The 17,361-nt window shown below is 64.6% G+C and carries 13 protein-coding genes; 8 read left to right on the top strand and 5 right to left on the bottom strand.

Going from position 1 to position 17,361, the window contains the following annotated elements:
• A partial coding sequence (locus AC1DT2_RS05155) for a TonB-dependent receptor domain-containing protein (RefSeq protein WP_477294855.1) occupies positions 1-1,711 on the top strand: 1,711 nt, incomplete at its 5' end.
• 113 nt (positions 1,712-1,824) lie between these two features.
• Here AC1DT2_RS05155 and clpB read toward each other — a convergent pair.
• Positions 1,825-4,407 (bottom strand): ATP-dependent chaperone ClpB, encoded by a 2,583-nt coding sequence (gene clpB / locus AC1DT2_RS05150; RefSeq protein ID WP_477294853.1) that lies wholly within the window; start codon positions 4,405-4,407, stop codon positions 1,825-1,827.
• Positions 4,408-4,587: 180 nt separating this feature from the next.
• Here clpB and otsB point away from each other — a divergent pair, with 180 nt between their 5' ends.
• Complete coding sequence (gene otsB / locus AC1DT2_RS05145) at positions 4,588-5,373, top strand: trehalose-phosphatase (RefSeq protein ID WP_477294851.1); 786 nt, start codon at positions 4,588-4,590, stop codon at positions 5,371-5,373.
• Positions 5,370-6,785 carry an alpha,alpha-trehalose-phosphate synthase (UDP-forming) gene (gene otsA / locus AC1DT2_RS05140; RefSeq protein WP_477294849.1) on the top strand — a complete coding sequence of 472 codons (1,416 nt, stop codon included), beginning with the start codon at positions 5,370-5,372 and terminating at the stop codon, positions 6,783-6,785. The genes otsB and otsA overlap by 4 nt, the downstream gene beginning before the upstream one ends.
• Here otsA and pgeF read toward each other — a convergent pair.
• Together pgeF and rluD are read right to left on the bottom strand one after the other, a co-directional pair.
• On the bottom strand, positions 6,782-7,519 hold the full coding sequence (pgeF, locus tag AC1DT2_RS05135; protein WP_213948563.1) for a peptidoglycan editing factor PgeF: 738 nt from the start codon (positions 7,517-7,519) through the stop codon (positions 6,782-6,784). The two genes, otsA and pgeF, sit on opposite strands and share 4 nt — an antisense overlap.
• Before the next feature lie 3 nt (positions 7,520-7,522).
• Positions 7,523-8,497 carry a 23S rRNA pseudouridine(1911/1915/1917) synthase RluD gene (rluD, locus tag AC1DT2_RS05130; protein WP_213948562.1) on the bottom strand — a complete coding sequence of 325 codons (975 nt, stop codon included), beginning with the start codon at positions 8,495-8,497 and terminating at the stop codon, positions 7,523-7,525.
• A 69-nt stretch (positions 8,498-8,566) separates the two neighbouring features.
• On the opposite strand from rluD, the gene AC1DT2_RS05125 reads away from it, so the two are divergent.
• Positions 8,567-9,394 (top strand): outer membrane protein assembly factor BamD, encoded by an 828-nt coding sequence (locus tag AC1DT2_RS05125; RefSeq protein ID WP_213948561.1) that lies wholly within the window; start codon positions 8,567-8,569, stop codon positions 9,392-9,394.
• Between the two features lie 963 nt (positions 9,395-10,357).
• On the opposite strand, the gene AC1DT2_RS05120 is transcribed toward AC1DT2_RS05125, so the two are convergent.
• Together AC1DT2_RS05120 and AC1DT2_RS05115 are read right to left on the bottom strand one after the other, a co-directional pair.
• The gene (locus tag AC1DT2_RS05120; protein ID WP_477294846.1) at positions 10,358-11,974 is read right to left on the bottom strand and encodes an NAD+ synthase; all 1,617 of its coding nucleotides are present in this window, start codon (positions 11,972-11,974) and stop codon (positions 10,358-10,360) included.
• A 71-nt stretch (positions 11,975-12,045) separates the two neighbouring features.
• A complete protein-coding gene (locus AC1DT2_RS05115) occupies positions 12,046-12,756 on the bottom strand; it encodes a M15 family metallopeptidase (protein ID WP_477294844.1) in 711 nt (236 codons plus the stop codon).
• A gap of 117 nt (positions 12,757-12,873) precedes the next feature.
• On the opposite strand from AC1DT2_RS05115, the gene AC1DT2_RS05110 reads away from it, so the two are divergent.
• From AC1DT2_RS05110 to AC1DT2_RS05095, 4 genes are read left to right on the top strand one after another with little or no spacing between them, the layout of a single operon-like run.
• Entirely contained in the window at positions 12,874-14,022 is a 1,149-nt protein-coding gene (locus tag AC1DT2_RS05110; RefSeq protein ID WP_477294842.1) for a DUF819 family protein, read from the top strand.
• A 14-nt stretch (positions 14,023-14,036) separates the two neighbouring features.
• A complete protein-coding gene (locus AC1DT2_RS05105) occupies positions 14,037-15,425 on the top strand; it encodes a C40 family peptidase (RefSeq protein ID WP_477294840.1) in 1,389 nt (462 codons plus the stop codon).
• Between the two features lie 24 nt (positions 15,426-15,449).
• Positions 15,450-16,541, top strand: coding sequence for a dipeptide epimerase (locus tag AC1DT2_RS05100; RefSeq protein ID WP_477294838.1), 1,092 nt, complete (start codon positions 15,450-15,452; stop codon positions 16,539-16,541).
• A gap of 44 nt (positions 16,542-16,585) precedes the next feature.
• Positions 16,586-17,347, top strand: coding sequence for a L,D-transpeptidase family protein (locus AC1DT2_RS05095; protein WP_477294836.1), 762 nt, complete (start codon positions 16,586-16,588; stop codon positions 17,345-17,347).
• Positions 17,348-17,361: the final 14 nt, after the last annotated feature.

Raw genomic sequence — 17,361 nt, 5'->3', positions numbered from 1 at the left:
CGGCAACGTGGCCCACCAGCGCTATGGCGACCCGGCGGTGAAGACCTACCAGGCGCTGACCAACTTCCAGTACGAAGTCGCGCACAACGTCGATGTCTACGGCTTCCTTACCATGAGCCGCCGCGACGTCACCTCGAACGGTTATTACCGCGCCGCCGCCAATGCGCGCAATGTTCCTGCGATCTACCCGGACGGCTTTCTTCCGCAGATCGTCAACCACGTGAACGACACCACCGCGGTGCTCGGCGTGAAAGGCGTCACCGATGGCGGATGGCGATGGGATGCGTCCGGCAACTACGGCATCAACAACCTCGATTTCGACATCCAGAACAGCGTCAACACCAACCTCTACTACACGACCGGCTCGTCGCCCACGTATTTCAACGCGGGCACCTTCAAGAATTCGCAGGCGCTGGCGAACATCGACATTGGCAAGGATTTCGCCGTCGACTGGCTGAAGAATCCGCTGACGCTTGCCTTCGGCGCTGAGTACCGGAAGGAAAAATACGAAATCGACGCCGGCGACCCGACCTCGTATTTCTTCGACCCAAACACGTTCATTCCCGGCACGACCACGCCGTACGCCGGTGGATCGCAGGTGTTCCCAGGGCTGTCACCGGATGCAGCCGGCAGCTTTACCCGGCACAGCGAAGCGCTCTACGTCGATCTGGAAAACGACATCACGGACAAGTTCTCCGCAGGTGTCGCGGGCCGTTACGAGCACTATAGCGACGCCGGTTCCACACGCTCGGGCAAGATTTCCGGTCGATACCAGTTCACGCCGGAGTTCGCCCTTCGCGGCACCATCTCCAACGGCTTCCGTGCACCCTCGCTGGCCCAGCAGAACTATCAGTCGGTGGTTACCATCATCGATCCCACGACTGGCCAGCTGGCACAGACGGGTACGTACCGGACGTCGGATCCCGCAGCAATCGCACTCGGCGCCAAGGCACTGAAGCCGGAGAAGTCCGCGAACTACAGTCTTGGCGCCGTATGGCAGCCCTTGGCGGATTTCAGCGCCACACTCGACGTCTACCAGATCCGCATCTGGCACCAGATCCTGTACTCGGACACGATCAGCCTGACCGACCCGCTCCTCGCCGCGTACTTCAACAGCATCGTGCCAGGCCAGCAGGTCACTGCGATCCAGTACTTCGCCAACGCGGCAGCCACACGCACGCGCGGTGCGGACCTGGTGCTCAACTACCGAATCCCGACGACATCGTGGGGTGAGGTGAACCTGCTCGCCAGCGGCAACTACAACCAGGTGAAGGTGCTCTCGGTGAGTGCCACACCGGCGGTGCTCCAGGCGAACTCGACCGATCCCATCGAACTGTTCGGACGTTCGAGCCAGGGCATCCTGACCAAGGCCACGCCACGCACGAAGTTCCTGTTCGGCGCGGACTGGGCCCTCGCCGGCTTCACCGTCCACGGAGACCTGACACGTTACGGCTCGGTCACGCGGGTGAACACCGATCCGACCACGGACCAGGTGTTCTCGGCACGCTGGCTGTTGAACACCTCGCTGGGCTACGCCATCGACGCGTGGAACTTCACCGTGGGTGTCGACAACGTGACCAATCAGTACCCGAACCGGGTAAAGGCGAACAATACCGGCGAAGACTTCGCCAGCGGCCTGCAGTACTCGGCGCTGTCGCCGTTCGGTTTCAACGGGCGGTACATGTACGCGAAGGTGGGCTTTCGGTTCTGAGGGCGAGCCGCGCAGCGTCCGCTGCTCGTGTAGGAGCCGATTCATCGGCGAAGGGTGCTCGCGAGAGCATCGCCGATGAATCGGCTCCTACCGAGCAGAGGGCATCGCTGCGTTTACACCGCCTCGAAGTTGAGGTGGTTGCCGTCRGAGTCCACACGCACGGTCTGGCCGGGCGTGAACACGCCCTGCAGGATTCGCTGCGCCAGCGGGTTCTCCAGCTGTTGCTGGATCGCACGCTTAAGAGGACGCGCGCCGTAGACCGGATCGAAGCCTGCCGAACCAAGCAGATCCAGCGCCCGGTCGGTCACGTCGAGCCCGAGCTGGCGTTCGGCCAGTCGCTTACCGAGGTAGGCGAGCTGGATACGCGCGATGGACCGGATCTGCTTCTTGTCGAGTGGACGGAACACCACCAGGTCGTCGAGGCGATTGATGAACTCGGGACGGAAGTGCCCCTGCACGACGCCGAGCACCGAGGCCTTCATCTGCATGTAATCGGCTTCGCTGTCGCCGGCCTGCTCCTGGATCAGGTTCGACCCCAGGTTCGAGGTCATCACGATGACCGTGTTACGGAAGTCCACCGTGCGGCCCTGGCCGTCCGTGAGGCGGCCATCGTCGAGCACCTGCAGCAGGATGTTGAACACATCCGGATGCGCCTTCTCCACCTCGTCCAGGAGGATCACGCTGTACGGACGACGCCGAACGGCTTCGGTGAGGTAGCCACCTTCTTCATAACCGACATACCCGGGGGGTGCACCCACCAGACGGCTCACCGAGTGTTTCTCCATGAACTCGCTCATGTCGATGCGAATCATGGCGTCCTGCGTGTCGAAGAGGAAATCGGCCAGCGCCTTGCACAGCTCCRTCTTGCCGACGCCCGTCGGACCAAGGAACAGGAACGATCCGTACGGGCGGTTCGGATCGGACAAGCCCGCACGCGCACGGCGGATCGCATCCGATACGGCTTTCACTGCCTCTTCCTGGCCGACCACGCGCGAATGCAGCGCGCTCTCCATCTGCAACAGCTTCTCGCGCTCGCCTTCGAGCATTTTCGCCACGGGAATCCCGGTCCAGCGGGCGACCACCTCGGCGATCTCCTCGGCGGTCACGCGGTCCTGCAGCAGCGTGAAGTCCTGCTTTTCGGCTTGCTGGGCCGCGGCGAGCTGGGCCTCCAGCGCCGGCAGTCGGCCGTACTGGATTTCGCTCATGGCCGCATAGTCCTGGCGACGCTGGGCGGCTTCCAACTCGACGCGTGCGGCCTCGATCTGCTCCTTGACCTTGGTCGTGCCCTGGAGCATTGCCTTTTCCGACTTCCATACCTCGTTGAGGTCGGAGAACTCGCGGTCGAGTTTCTCGATATCGGATTCGAGGGTGGCGAGGCGTTGCCTCGACTCGTCGTCGTGCTCCTTCTTCAGCATCTCGCGCTGGATCTTGAGCTGGATGAGGCGGCGCTCGAGGCGGTCGAGTTCTTCCGGCTTGGAATCGATTTCCATGCGGATCCGCGAAGCAGCCTCGTCCATCAGGTCGATGGCCTTGTCCGGCAGCTGACGGTCGGGAATGTAGCGCGCGGAAAGCGTCGCTGCGGCAACGATCGCCGGATCGGTAATCTCCACACCATGGTGGACGGCGTAGCGCTCCTTCAGGCCACGCAGAATCGCGATGGTGTCCTCGACGCTCGGCTCGCCGACAAGGATCTTCTGGAATCGGCGCTCGAGCGCGGCGTCCTTCTCGACATACTTGCGATACTCGTCAAGCGTCGTTGCGCCGATGCAATGCAGCTCGCCGCGTGCGAGGGCGGGCTTCAGCATATTGCCCGCATCCATCGCACCATCGGCCTTGCCGGCGCCGACCATCGTGTGCAATTCGTCGATGAAGAGGATCACCCGACCTTCCTGCTTCGAGAGGTCGCTGAGCACGTTTTTCAGGCGCTCTTCGAACTCGCCGCGGAATTTCGCACCGGCAATGAGCGCGCCCATGTCGAGCGAGAGCACGCGCTTGTCGCGCAGGCCTTCGGGCACTTCGCCGTTGACGATGCGCTGGGCAAGGCCTTCGACGATGGCCGTCTTGCCCACGCCCGGCTCACCGATMAGCACGGGATTGTTCTTGGTGCGGCGSKRSAGRACCTGGATSGTSCGGCGGATTTCSTCGTCGCGGCCGATCACCGGATCGAGCTTACCGGCCTCGGCGCGCTCGGTCAGGTCGATCGTGTACTTCTCCAGCGCCTGGCGCTGCTCTTCGGCGTTCTCCGACTGCACTTTTTCACCGCCGCGCAGCTTGTCGATCGCCGCCTCAAGTCGCTCCTTCGTGGCGCCGGCCGCCTTCAGCGCACCACCGACCTCGCCGCGATCCTCCAGCAGGGCAAGCACGAACAGCTCGCTGGCGATGAACTGGTCGCCGCGCTGCTGGGCAAGCTTGTCGGTGAGGTTGAGCAGGCGATTGAGGTCGTTGCCGAGGTTGATATTGCCTTCCTCGCCCGCGACACGCGGCAGCCGGTCGAGGATCTCGCCCACGCGCTGGCGCAGGGACGGTACGTTGACCCCGGCCTGAGTCAGCAACGGCCCGGTCGAGCCGCCTTGCTGGTCGAGCAGCGCGGCCAGCACGTGTGCCGGCTCGAGCATATTGTTGTCGCGGCCGACGGCCAGCGACTGGGCGTCGGCCAGCGCTTGCTGGAATCGCGACGTAAGTTTGTCCATACGCATCGAAGGTTTCTCCCAAAGGTTCTGGCGCGCCCCGGGCCCTCCCCGCGACCGCCTCTGGCCAAACAGATGCGGGTGGGAGCGTGCTCCTTCAACGGTGAAGAGCAGGCGCAACAAGGCTTCCTCCGCTTTTTTCACACTACACCCTGCATCCTCGGGGAATCGCAGCCCCATGGAGCCAACGTGACAGCCAGCCGCGACACTCTGCCCCGCCCTGTTCCGGGCCTGATCGACGCCGAAACCGCCCTGTTCCTGGACGCGGACGGCACGCTGCTCGCCTTCGCCGATGATCCCGACGGTGTCGCCCTGGCCGAGGGTCTGCTGGACACCCTCGATGCGATCCACGCGGCACTGGGTGGTGCGATGGCGCTGGTCAGTGGACGGGCGATCAGCGGGCTGGACCAGATCTTCAACCGGCCGCGCTGGGCGGCYGCCGGTCAGCACGGTATGGAACGGCGCGACGCGACGGGCCGGGTGATCACGGTTCCTGTGGATCCGGCGGAACTGGCCCGACTACGCGAGACGGTCCACGCGGTCGCCACCGAAATGCCTGGCGTGCGGGTCGAGGACAAGAGCTGGTCGGTTGCCCTGCATTGCCGCGAACGCCCCGAGTACGAACCGGAACTGGCTCGCCGCGCGCCGATGATCGCCAAGCGCTTCCCCGGCTTCGAGCTACAACCTGGCAGCTATGTCTTCGAGTTCAAGCCGCGCGGCATGGACAAGGGCGTGGCAGTGGCCTCGTTTCTCGACGAAGCGCCGTTCCACGGTCGCCGCCCGGTCTATCTCGGTGACGACCTGACCGACGAGCACGCTTTTATCTTCGTCAACGCCCACGGCGGCGCTTCCGTTCGCATAGGCGCAAGAACACCGTCACAAGCGACGTTCACATTGTCTAGCCCGGCTGACGTTCATGCTTGGCTGGATTCCGTGAAAGCCAGGCTGTCGCAAGGAGCCACAAGCGCAACATGAGCCGACTAGTCGTCATTTCCAATCGCGTCGCGTTACCCAAGCAGACGCAGACCGGCGGACTGGCGTCCGCAATGAACGCGGCGCTGCAGGAAATGGGCGGCCTATGGTTCGGCTGGAGCGGCAACATCGCCGCCGAGACCGGCAAGGAACTGCATGAAGTGGCCGATGGCCATATCAGCTACGCCACCATCGACATGTCCAAGCAGGATCACGACGACTATTACAGTGGCTTCGCCAACCGCGCTCTCTGGCCACTCTTCCACTACCGCGCCGACCTTGTCGACTACCGTCGCGACCATCTTGAAGGCTATCTCCGGGTCAACCGGATCTTCGCCAAGCGCGTGGCGAAGCTGCTCAGGAAGGACGACATCATCTGGGTCCACGACTACCACCTGATTCCGCTGGCGGCGATGCTGCGCGAGCTGGGTGTCGAGAACCGGATCGGCTTCTTCCTGCATACCCCCCTGCCGGCGGCAGGCTTGCTGATCACCCTGCCAAGGCATCGCGAGCTGCTCGAGCCGCTGGCCTCGTACGATCTCGTCGGCCTGCACACCCAGCGCGATGTACGCGCCCTCGAGGACTACTTCCTGCACGAGCTGGGGGCGGCCATGCGCACGGGCGGCCGGATCCGCGCGGCCAACGGGCGCATCTTCCGCGCTGGCGTGTTCCCGATCAGCATCGACACGGCCGAGGCCGTCGAACTGGCCCACCGCGCGGAAGACAGTGGCGCCGTCGCCAAACTGAGGGCCAGCGTGGACGATCGCTCGCTGATCATCGGTGTGGACCGCCTGGATTATTCGAAAGGCCTGCCCGAACGATTCGAAGGCTTCGCACGCCTGCTTCGCGACCATAAGGAGATGCGCGGCCGCGTCTCGCTGCTGCAGATCGCCCCGCCGTCCCGCTCCGACGTACCCGAGTACCGCTCGTTGCGCCGCGAGCTGGAGCGCAGCGCCGGTCACATCAACGGACAGTACGCCGAGCCGGACTGGGTACCGATCCGCTACGTGAACAAGTCATTTGYCCACAAAGTGCTGGCAGGCTACTTCCGCGTCGCCAAGGTCGGCCTGGTGACGCCCCTGCGTGACGGCATGAACCTGGTCGCCAAGGAATATGTCGCCTGCCAGGACCCGCAGGACCCCGGCGTACTGGTGCTGTCGCGTTTCGCCGGGGCGGCCCAGGAGCTCGACGCGGCCCTTCTGGTCAACCCTTCGGACCTCGATGAAGTCTCCGAAGCCCTGAAGCGGGCCCTGGAAATGCCACTCAAGGAACGCCGCATGCGCTGGCAGTCGATGATGGACGTGCTCGAACGCAACGACATCACCACCTGGCGCAACGCCTTCCTGCAGGCGCTCACCGAGCCGCCGAAAGTGAAGCCGGAGATCTACGTGCAGACGCCGATGACGGCGCCCTAGGCGCCGGTCCAGATCAGCGAGGCGAAGCGACCGCTGTTGGCACCATCGCGGCGGTAGGAGTAGAGCCGCTGGTCCGTGAGCGTGTCGAAGCCACCCCCCGCTACCTGCGACACGCCGATCGAAGCCAGCCGGCGCTTTGCGAGCGCGTACAGATCGCAATGCCAGTGTCCCGGCCGGGTGGCGGCGAAGGCCAGGGCCGCCCCGGCATCCCCGTCGACGAAAGCCGCACGCACTTCGTCACCCACCTCGTACGACGAAGCGCCGATGGCCGGGCCAAGCCAGGCCTGGACGCCATGGGCCGCCATCGCCTCCACCGTGCGCTCCAGCACTCCCGCCGCCAGCCCACGCCAGCCCGCATGGGCCGCGCCGATCGTCTGGCCGTCGGCGGAGACGAACAGCACGGGCAGGCAATCCGCCGTCAGGATGGCCAGCACCTGACCCGGACCGCGCGCCACGGAGGCATCCGCCACCGGCTCATCGTCGCCTGTGAGTGGGGATTCGCTTACGGCGATGCCGTGCACCTGGCGCAGCCAAAGCGGCGGCGCAGGCAGCTCCAGGGCTTCGGCCAACGCCCGCCGGTTGACCTCGACGGCGGCGACATCATCGCCAGAGCGCAGTCCCAGGTTCAGCCGGTCATACGGCGCCTCGGACACGCCTGGGCCGCGCCGCGTGGAAACCGCCGCGCCGACCCCCGCCGGTGCCTTCCAGTCCGGAACGATCCAGTCGGCGTCCACCCATCAATCCTCGATGGGATGGAGAACGGTGTCGGCCCGCAGCGCCTCGATCAGGGCATCCTGGTCGGCCGGCCGCGGCGAGTCGAATTCCAGGTACTCACCCGTGATCGGGTGATCGAACCCCAGTTTCTCCGCATGCAGGGCCTGGCGACGGAAACCGCGCAAGGCATCGATCAATTCCTGGCTGGCTCCGCGCGGAAGACGCAGGCCGTTGCCATAGAGCTGGTCGCCCACCAGGGGGTGGCCGACGTGGGCCATGTGCACGCGAATCTGATGCGTACGCCCGGTCTCCAGGTTGCACTGGATCAGGCTGTGGGCACGGAAGCGCTCGCGGACACGGTAGTGGGTCACCGACTCCTTGCCCCCGTCGATCACGTCGCGAACGCCCTGCTTGAGCCGGTCGTGCTGATGGCGCCCGATCGGCTCGTCCACCGTGCCCCCGGCCACCATCGTGCCCAGGACGACGGCCTCGTACTGGCGGCGCACCTCGTGGAGGGACAGCATCTCGACCAGGCGCGTATGGGCCGCAAGGGTCTTGGCAACCACCATCAGGCCCGCGGTGTCCTTGTCCAGGCGGTGCACGATGCCGCCACGCGGCAGCTCCGCCAGCGCCGGATTGTGGTGCAACAAGGCGTTGAGCATCGTCCCGGTGGGATTACCCGCGCCAGGGTGGACCACCAGCCCCATCGGCTTGTCGACCACCATCAGGTCGTCGTCCTCGAAGCGGATGTCCAGGGCGATATCCTCCGCCTCGGCGTGGACCTCGTTCTCCAGCTCAGCCTCGAGCTCCACCTTCTCGCCACCCCGGACCAGCTGCCGCGGCGCCGCGCGGGCCCCGTCCAGCAACACTTTGCCGTCCTTGATCCACGCGGTGAGGCGGGATCGGGAATAATCGGGGAACATCTCGGCCACGGTCTGGTCGAAACGCCGTCCAGCGGCCGTTACCGGCACAATGGCTTCATGTCGTAACGTCGTCATACCGCCCCGCCCGGCCCATGGCCGGTTTCGGCTATCATGCCTTTTCGCTCAAGCATCCGAACTCTCTCAATGCGTGCAACTAAGATCACCATTCTGCTCGTCCTCGCCCTGTCGATGAGCGCCTGCTCGATGTTCCGCAGCAAAAAGGAGACGATTGACACAATGCCGGAAGACCGGCTTTTTGCCACGGCTCACAATTCGCTGGAGTATTCGGACTATTCAGCCGCCGAGAAGGGCTATCAGCGCCTGATTGCGCGCTTCCCGTCCGGTGACGTCAATGAGCAGGCCCAGATCGAACTGGCCTACGCGCAGTACAAAGACAACAAGCCGGATGACGCGTACTCGACGATTAATCGCTTCATCAAGACGTTTCCGACCCACAAGCATGCAGATTATGCCTATTACCTGCGCGGCATGATCAATTTCGATCGTACCGGTGGCGTGATCGAGCGCTACCTGCAGCGTGGAAACACGGCGTCGACCCGTCGCGACCAGGGTTTCAACCTGACCTCGTTCGACGACTTCAGCCAGCTTACCCGCCGCTACCCGAACAGCGCCTATGCCACGGACGCCCGTCAGCGCATGATTTTCCTGCGCAACCAGCTGGCCCAGTTCGAGATCAACGTGGCCGAGTACTACCTGCGTACGAAGTCGTACATCGCCTCGTCGGATCGCGCCCAGTACGTGATCGAGCATTACCAGCAGTCGCCGGAAACGGCCGACGCCCTGGCGATCCTCACGCGTAGCTACCTGGCGCTCGATCGCAAGCCGCTGGCCGAGCAGTCCCGCAAGGTCCTGGCCCTGAACTACCCGAACCACCCTTACCTGACCGACGACAGCTGGCCGCACAGCCCGTCGATCTGGCGCAAGGCGATTCCGTTCTCGGGTCACCATTGACCTGATCTGATCGGGTCGAAGAGAAAAGCCGGCGAAAGCCGGCTTTTTTTTGCTTCATCGCGGATGATCGGGGGCCGGGCGCTCGGCCTTCAGGCAGGACGTTCTTCGCACCTCGCACCTCGCACCTCGCGCATGGCTCGCCTTCGGCCTCGCGGGGCGGCTCGGCTTCGCCRTCGCTCTCTACACTTGGGCGTCTCGCGGGGAGACCTTGGTGTCCACCCTCGCTGCTCAGACAGGTCCTCCGCGTTTCGTACCGGAAAGGCCGCTGCGCGGCCATGTACTTATTGGCCTACGGCCGCTCCACTTGTGCGGAACTCGCCTCGAGGGTGGACACCAAGGTCTCTCACGAGGATACGGTCAGCTGGAAGGAGAGCCGKTGGCGTGACGCCGTCGGCGGCGCCGGTCGTTGCCGGAACCCCAGGGCGATGCGGAAGCGCGTGCGGGTACGCAGTGGCGGGTACCCGGTTGCCTAACACGCTCATCGCGCCTGCGCCGACATCGGTGTGGCTGTGTGGCTGTGTGGCTGTGTGGCTGTGTGGCTTGTGCGGCTGCGTGCTGCTTGCCTGCGTGCCTGCCAGCGATGCCGCCGCGCGCYTTGGCTCGACCCACGYGAACCTCAGGGTCYGGGAGAGTCTTCGGTGCCCACCCTCGAGGCGAGTTCCGCACAAGTGGAGCGGCCGTAGGCCAAATAAGTACACGGRCCGCGCAGCGGCCTTTCCTTGTCGAACGCGGAGGACCYGTCTGAGCAGCGAGGGTGGGCACCGAAGGCTCTGCGCCACTACGTCCGGCGGCTAAGGCTCTGCGCCGCGACGTCCGAGCACCGAAGGCTCTGCGCCTCAACCCCTCACGCAAGCCGCGGCTCGAGCTGGCAGCAGCGAGTCAGGGTGACGCGAGCAGCCGATCGCCGATGAATCGGCTCCTACGGGGACGGGAAGGGGTGGCGTGAGCCGCTAAGAAGTGGCGTTATCGCCAGCCCGAGGTGATCGGATAGCGGCGTTCGCGACCGAAAGCTTTGGTGGTGACCCGGGGGCCGGGCGCGGCCTGGCGGCGTTTGAACTCGTTGATGAAGACCATGCGGATCACCCGGCGCACGGTGGCGTCGTCGTGGCCGGCGGCAATGATGTCTTCGGCCGAGGCCTCGCCTTCGATGAACAGCTCGAGGATCTTATCCAGTTCGTCGTAGGGCGGGAGCGAGTCCTGGTCGGTCTGTTCGTGGCGCAGCTCGGCTGAGGGCGGGCGCTCGATCACGGCCATCGGGATGGCACCGTCGATGGCTGCCCGCCAGCGCGACAATGTGAAGACCACCGTCTTATAGACATCCTTCAGCGGCGCGTACGCGCCGCACATGTCGCCGTAGAGCGTGGCGTAACCCACCGCCATCTCACTCTTGTTGCCGGTGGAAAGCAGCAACTTGCCGGTCTTGTTGGACATGGCCATGAGCAGTACGCCGCGGGCCCGCGACTGCAGGTTCTCTTCGGTGATGTCCGGCTCGCGACCGGCAAATACGGGCGCCAGCGCGCCGGTAAAGGCCTCGTAGATGCCTTCGATGGGCAAGACGTGGTATTCGACGCCGAGGTGTTCGGCCTGGGCCTTGGCCTCGCGCAACGAAAGATCCGACGTGTATACCGTGGGCATCATCACCGCGGTGACCTTGTCCTTGCCCAGCGCGTCGACGGCGAGGGCGAGGGTCAGCGCCGAGTCGATACCGCCAGACAAGCCCAGCAACACGCCGGAGAAGTGGTTCTTGCCGATGTAGTCGCGAATGCCGCGGACGATGCCCGCGTACATGATCGCCTCGGGCGAGCGCATGTCGGCGGCCGGCCAGTCGATGGCGGCAAGACGCCTGGTGACGGTGTCGAATTCGACCGTGAGCAGCATTTCCTCAAACGAGGGCGCGCGGGCGAGGACCTCACCGTCCGCCTGGACCAGCAGCGAATGACCGTCGAAAAGCAGGTCGTCCTGGCCGCCGACGAGATTCACGTAGGCAATCGGCAGGCCGGTTTCGCGGGCACGCTGCTTGAGCAGGGCCTCGCGGGTGGCGGCCTGGCGGCGGTCCCAGGGCGATGCGTTGATGACCAGGATCAGCTCGGCGCCGGCCTGCGCGACGTGGGCGGCCGGCTCGGCCTCCCAGATGTCCTCGCAGATCAGCATGCCGACGTTCACGCCTTCGATCGTGAACACACGGGTGGCTTCACCGTGCTGGAAGTAGCGCTTCTCGTCGAACACCGTGTAATTGGGCAATTCCTGCTTGTGGTACGTCCACTCCAGCTTGCCCTCACGGATGAGGGAAGCGGCGTTGAACACCTCGCCCTGCGAATCCGGGTAGCCCACGATGGCGGAAATGCCTTGGATGGTCGGTGCAAGGGCATGGAGTTCGCGATGGCAGGCATCGAGGAAGCTCGGCCGCTGGAGCAGGTCTTCGGGCGGGTAGCCGGAGAGCGTCAGTTCGGGAAAGGCGACCAACGAGGCACCCAGGCGGTCGCGCGCCTCGTCGGACAGCGCCTTGACCCGTCGCGCATTGTCGGCGGTGGCGCCTACCGGGAAATCGAACTGGGCCAGGGCGAAGCGAAAGGTGGACATGGGGGATCCGTGCGGTCGCGGGGACTTCACATGATAAGGCATGAGCGGGCAGCCTTCCGGCTGCCCGGGGCCTAGCGGACCGGCACGTCGTAGATGAGGTCGGACGGTGCTGCCGAGGGCAGCGAGTAGTGCCACCACTCCTGCGCGTAGTTGACGAAGCCTTCAGCCGCCATCGCCTTGAGCAGACGCTGGCGATTCGCCTGCTGTGCGGCCGTGATGCGCGGATCCTCGGTATGGGCGAGCGGATCGAAGAAGTCGAAATCGGTGCCCATGTCGAGYGGTGTGCAACGGGTGCCTTCGCAGTGCATCAGGGTCAGGTCGACCGTGGCACCGCGGCTGTGGCCCGAGACCGGCGCGATGTACTCACCGAGCAACGTGTCCTTGCCCAGGTTCGGATAGTGAGCCGCCTTGGTACGCACGTCAGACAGATCACCGGCCCATCGAACGAAGGCGGCGACGGCACGCGCCGGTCGGTAGCAGTCCCACAACCGGAGGCGATAGCCCTGCTTACGCAGGGTTGCCTCGACGCGCGCCAGGGCCTGTGCCGCCGCCGTACGCAGGTAGCACGCGGGTGCTTCGTAACCGTCGACGACAGCTCCGGTGAAGTTGTCGGCGCTCGCGTAGTGCATGACCTCGTCGATATCGGGAACAAGTGCACGGATGTTCGTCATGCCCGCTGCGGCGGCGGTGGTAGCCGGCGACAGTCGCGGAGGCTCGACGGCATGAACGACCGAGCAAGCGAGCATCGCAACCACGAGCGAAATAACAGCAGCCATCCGCATCGCACTACCTCCGTCGCGTCGCCCCTCGCGACCGACAGGCAGGTTAGCCCATTCCCGCCGACCTTCGCCGGGCAGGTACCATGGCCCGACGATCGTTTTTACCCGGGGAGGGTTGGCGTGATCGAATCGGTCTGGCCGTACCTGGCTGTCATGCTGCTCGTTGCCGGTTTCTGGCCGGCGATCGAACGGCGCTTCCGTTGGAAAGTGTTCGAGGTGCTGCCGCCCATCGTGCTCACCTACCTCAGTGTCACCGCGCTGTCGGTGGCCGGACTCTGGACCGCCAGCCCCGAGATCCATGCCGCCCAGGGCGTGCTGGTGTCCCGGCTCGTACCCGCCCTGCTGTTCCTGCTGATGATCAACTGCGACCTGCGCGCGATCCTCGCCCTTGGGCCGCGCGTGCTCGGCGTGTTCGTCTGCACGTCGATCAGCCTGTTCGCCGCCTTCGTGCTGGCCTACCTGATCTTTCGACACTGGATACCGGGTGACGGCTGGATGCCGCTGGCATCGCTATCCGGCAGCTGGGTGGGCGGCACGGCCAACATGATCGCCGTGAAGCAGGCGATCGGCATGTCGGACACCGCGCTCGCCACCACCCTGCTGACCGATGCGCTCTGCTACTCGATGTGGGTGGTGGTGCTGTTCGCCGTGGCTCGCCTGGCACCGGCATTCAATCGGTGGACCCGCGCGGTCTCCAGTGCGGACATGATCGTGGCCGATACCGCGCCACGCGCGCCGGCGACCGTCGACAGCGTGCTGCTGTGGCTCGGCCTCGCCCTCCTCACGGCGGCGCTCGCTGCGGTGGGAGGACGTTACATGCCGGTGGGCAGCATGGTGTCGCCGACTACCTGGACCATTCTGATCGCCACGGTCGCGGGACTGGTCGTCGCCCACACACCGCTTGCCCGGTTGCCGGGTGCGCCATCGGTATCGAGTGCGATGTTGATTTCCGTCGTCGCCGTCCTCGCCTCACAGAGCAGTTTCGCCGGCATCGCCGCAGCACCCATTTACCTTCTGTGCGGGGTAACCGTCATCGCCCTGCATGCCATCCTGCTCTGCCTCTTCGCTCGCGTGTTTCACTTCGACCTGTATCTATGCGGCATCTCGTCGCTCGCGCATATCGGTGGCGTCGCAGCGACGCCGGTGCTCGCAGCGACCTATTCCCGCTCGCTGGTGCCGGTCGGCATCCTGCTTGCGCTGCTCGGCTATATCCTCGGCACAGGCTACGGGCTGGTCGTCGCGGCCGTGTTGTCGAGGCTGGCTTCATGATGAGGTTTCAAAACGTGAACAGGTTTCGTTACTCGTTCCTGGCGTTGGCCCTGGTCACCGCCGCCATCGCTCCGGCGGGCTTTGCGCAGGACATCGCCGCGTCAGGCATTCCCGGCATCGCCGAGGCCGATCTTTCGGCGACGACGTGGGTCGCTCGCCTGCCCGATCCGGACACCGTCCTACTGGACTCCACGGCCATCGGAGCGTTGAACGCACGCATCGCGCAACGCGACCCGTCCATGCACGACATCCGGCATCTGCCTGCGACTCTCGCTCGTGAACAGGCGAAAGCGTGGATTTCGCAGCGCTCCGCCCGTCCGTCGCGGCCTCTCGTCGATGCCGAAGGCCACGCCATCGACACGGGAAGGCTCGATGCGATCGTGTCCAACGTCGCCATCGACACGGTTCCTGTGCAGGTAACTCCGCGGTACGGGATGGTGYTCCGCCGCACCGCCCTGCGGAGCTTTCCGACCGACCTTCGCGTCTTCAGCCATGCTGGCGATACGGATATCGACCGCTTCCAGGAAAGCACTCTTTTTCCGGGCGATCCGCTCGTCGTCGTCCATACCAGCAAGGATGCGCAGTGGGTGTTCGTCGTCAGTCCGAACTACGCCGCCTGGGTGCATGCTGAGGACGTTGCGCTGGGCGAGGCGAACCAGATCTTCGCGCACGTGGACGCCACGCCCTATCGGGTAATCACCGGGGCCAAGCCGCTCACTGTGTATTCGCCCGAAGCGCCCGCGCTCTCAGAACTCCAGCTGGACATGGGCACGCGCGTGCCGCTCGACGCACCGCTTCCGCCCGACCAACCGATCAATGGTCAGAGTGCTTACACCTCGTGGATACTGAGTTTGCCCGTGCGAGACGCCAAGGGCATGCTCGCGTTCCGGCCTGCCCTGTTCCAGCGCAACCAGGACTCCTCGCCCGGCTATCTACCGTTGACCCGCGCCAACATCATCCGCCAGGCCTTCAAGTTCCTCGGTGAGCGCTACGGATGGGGGCACGCTTATAACGGGCGCGATTGCAGCGGCTTCGTTTCGGACGTGTACCGCAGCATGGGCGTGCAGATGCCACGCAACACGGGCGACCAAGCGATGAGCCCGGGCCTGGCGCACACGCTCTATACGGAAAAGGATAGCCACGATGCGCGGGTCAAGGCGGCGATGGCGCTCGACGTCGGCGACCTCGTCTACATCCCGGGTCATGTGTTGATGGTGATCGGTAAGGTGGATGGCAAGCCTTACGTGATCCACGACGTGAGCGGCATCAGCTATCGGCAGCCTGACGGCAGCATGCGACGGGTCAAACTCAACGAAGTATCGGTGACGCCACTCCTGCCCCTGATGTTCAGCGACGACGCCAGCTTCGTCGACCGCATGACCAGCATCGTCCGTATTCGTTGAGCGATCAGCCATGAAGATCCGTCCATGAAGATCACTGACATAACGCTCGGAATGTTGCGCGTACCCTTGAAGACGCCCTTCAAGACGGCACTGCGCACGGTGGAGAGCGTGGAAGACATCGTCGTGATGCTGCATACCGACGACGGCCACATCGGCTACGGCGAGGCGCCACCCACGGCCGCCATCACGGGTGAGACGCATGGATCGATCGTCCACGCGATCCGCCACCACATCGCACCACGCCTCGTGGGCGAAGACGTTGCGGATCTCAACCGGATGGTCGGTCTGATTCAGGGAGCGATGGCGAAGAACAGCAGCGCGAAAGCAGCCGTTGAAATTGCGGTGTACGACTTGTGGGGGCAGCTACACCGCTCACCGGTTTACGCGTTGCTGGGTGGCGGCGTATCGACGCTCAACACCGACATAACGATCAGCGTCAACGATGTAGCCACGATGGTCACCGACGCGCTCGCCGCGCTCGACGAGGGATATACGGCACTCAAGATCAAGGTCGGCAAGGACACCGCCACCGACGTCACCCGTGTGCGCACGATCCACGACGCCGTGGCGGGACGTGCGACGTTGCGGCTCGATGCGAACCAGGGCTGGACGGCGAAGGAAGCCGTTCGTGTCCTGAAGGAACTCGAACAGGCGGGGGTTGCTCTTGATCTCATCGAGCAGCCTGTACCTGCGCACGATCTTGAAGGCATGCGTTACATCACCGAACGCGTGAATACACCCGTCATGGCCGACGAGAGCGTGTTCGCCCCAAGCGACGTGACCGAGATCATCCGCCTGCGCGCGGCCGACATCATCAATATCAAGCTGATGAAAGCCGGCGGCATCACGAATGCATTGCGTATCGCCGACATCGCTGCGGCCCATGGCATGCCATGCATGATGGGCTGCATGTTGGAATCCAGCATCAGCGTGGCCGCTGCCGTGCATGTCGCCATCGCGCGTTCCGAGGTCATTACGCGGATCGACCTCGATGGGCCTTCGTTGTGTGCATTCGATCCTGTCGATGGAGGCGTGCACTTCGACGGACCGCATATCACCGTCGGCGATGCTCCGGGATTCGGCATCCGGAACCTTCGCGGCCTCGAGGCACTCTGACAACGGTCCCTCGCCACCTTTCCCGACGCCCCCGGATCCCTGCCATGTCGTTACGTCGATGCGCTCCCTACCTGCTTGGCCTTGTCGCACTGAGCCTTACCGCGATAGCTGCCGCCTTCGAAGCCCCCGCCGCGTGGTCGGTGTCGCGTCAGATGATCGTCGTCACGACGGACGGCTGGGATGTCGACCACGGCAGTCTTCGCACCTACGAGCGCGAAGGCACGACGTGGGTACTGGTGGGTGCACCCGCGGAAGTGACCCTCGGCAAGCATGGCAGCGCATGGGGCATCGGCCTCCACCCCGTACAACGCGACGGGCCGACCAAGGTGGAAGGTGATGGCCGCAGCCCGGCCGGCATCTTCCGTGTTGGCGAGGCCTTCGGCTATGCGGACACGAACGGCACCTCCCTGCCTTACCGCGGACTGACTGCTTCGGACTACTGCGTCGACGTGACCAGTTCGCCTTACTACAACCAGTTGGTCGATGCGAAACAGGTGGGTGACAAAGCCGTCGACGGTGCCACCGAACCGATGCGCCGCGACCTCCATTTCAACGGCGACCATGCTTACCGCATCGGCTTCGTCATCGAGCACAACCCCGAAGGTCGTCGCGGCGCGGGGAGTTGCATCTTTGCGCATCTCTGGCGCTCACCCACATCGCCGACAGCTGGCTGTACGGCGATGACCGACGAGACCATGGAGAAGTTGCTCGCATGGCTTGACCCGAAGAAGAAGCCGGTCTTCGTGTTGTTGCCGAAGGCAGAGTACGCAAGGTTGCGCGATGCCTGGAACCTGCCCGCCATCTAACGCAGGTCCCATGT

This window comes from Luteibacter sp. P4_E6 (assembly GCF_056401535.1).
Note: the sequence above shows the minus strand (reverse complement) of the source record. Positions and strands in the feature narration are given on the sequence as shown.

Coding starts and splice junctions, on each gene's coding strand:
- rluD (WP_213948562.1), bottom strand. CDS start 8,497: ATGACGACGTTACGACATGAAGCCATTGTGCCGGTAACGGCCGCTGGA.
- AC1DT2_RS05125 (WP_213948561.1), top strand. CDS start 8,567: ATGCGTGCAACTAAGATCACCATTCTGCTCGTCCTCGCCCTGTCGATG.
- AC1DT2_RS05120 (WP_477294846.1), bottom strand. CDS start 11,974: ATGTCCACCTTTCGCTTCGCCCTGGCCCAGTTCGATTTCCCGGTAGGC.
- AC1DT2_RS05100 (WP_477294838.1), top strand. CDS start 15,450: ATGAAGATCACTGACATAACGCTCGGAATGTTGCGCGTACCCTTGAAG.
- AC1DT2_RS05095 (WP_477294836.1), top strand. CDS start 16,586: ATGTCGTTACGTCGATGCGCTCCCTACCTGCTTGGCCTTGTCGCACTG.